3 protein-coding genes are annotated in these 1011 nt (G+C 38.3%); all 3 read right to left on the minus strand.

The annotated features are described in order from the left end of the window. A partial coding sequence (locus AAY47_RS19565) for an ORF6N domain-containing protein (RefSeq protein WP_047772049.1) occupies window positions 1–275 on the minus strand: 275 nt, incomplete at its 3' end. Between the two features lie 85 nt (window positions 276–360). Next, on the minus strand, window positions 361–492 hold the full coding sequence (locus tag AAY47_RS23110; protein ID WP_255334682.1) for a hypothetical protein: 132 nt from the start codon (window positions 490–492) through the stop codon (window positions 361–363). Beyond that, window positions 485–784 (minus strand): ANR family transcriptional regulator, encoded by a 300-nt coding sequence (locus tag AAY47_RS19570; protein WP_047772047.1) that lies wholly within the window; start codon window positions 782–784, stop codon window positions 485–487. Before AAY47_RS19570 ends, AAY47_RS23110 begins: the two co-directional genes overlap by 8 nt. Window positions 785–1011 lie beyond the last annotated feature (227 nt).

The following is a 1011-nucleotide window of genomic DNA, read 5'->3' on the forward strand; positions in this document are numbered from 1 at the left end:
CCGCGCTCTGTCCAAAGAGTGATGGTGCTTGTGTGTTTATTAACCGCGTCGCTAAAAGATACGCGGAAAGCTGAAAGCTCATCGCCGATAATCTGAAAGTAATGCTTCCCTTCAAAGAAGCGCAATTTATTGCGGTTAAAGTTTTGGCGGATGCGGTCAACAGTTGTGCCATACCCCGCAGCTAACTGTTCGGTAGTCACAACACGCTGACCGCGATATTCAACGATCTGTAATTCTCTGGCGGATACTGGGACTAATTCGTTTTTCTTGGTCATTATTTAACTTCCTTAAATTCAATTTTCATTCTTTTCGCTAAACGACGCATAGCTCTATTAAGTGGCGCTCTCATTTCTTCACCTTCTACCGGAAAATTAGAGAGGTATTTTTTGAATTTAAATAATCCTGCTTTTTGTCTATTTCTAACCGCATACCTTGAGATAAGGTCATTCCCATATAACCTTGTTGTGTTTTACTTCTTTTTCGTTTAGCCATTAGCTATCACCTGTTTATTTATATGTTCTTTCAATGCTTCTGCAATTCGCCTGGTATCTTCTATTGCGACTTCTTCTTTTGGGGTTCTTAATACCTTGCTGTAACTGTTATGTAATGAGTGTCTTTTTTCATTATGCAATTGGCGATATTCAGCCCATAGTTGAGTATTAAGACTGGTTGCTAAGTTTTTAGCTTTTCCCCAATATATGGCTGCAAGGTCGTACTTTTCTTCTTTCTCTTTCTGGATGGCTTTGTTCGCTGCTGCTATATAATTCATATCTTCCACTTCCATCTCCTTAGATTTGTAATCGGTCTGAATTTTGGATAAAGCAATCCCTCAGCGATGGCACTGTAATTAAATTTGCATTGTTGATTTTATTATTCTAATTCGGCTATCTGTATTTCTAACTCAGATATCTTTTCATGTAATGAATTAATTTCATTTCATCTCCTTCCGAATCAACCGAACATAGTAAACCAGCACTGATTTAGCGCTGAATTTCATGTGGTTGAGTGGTT

Origin of the sequence: Xenorhabdus griffiniae (assembly GCF_001028135.1) — a bacterium.
GTDB classification, from domain to species: domain Bacteria; phylum Pseudomonadota; class Gammaproteobacteria; order Enterobacterales; family Enterobacteriaceae; genus Xenorhabdus; species Xenorhabdus bakwenae.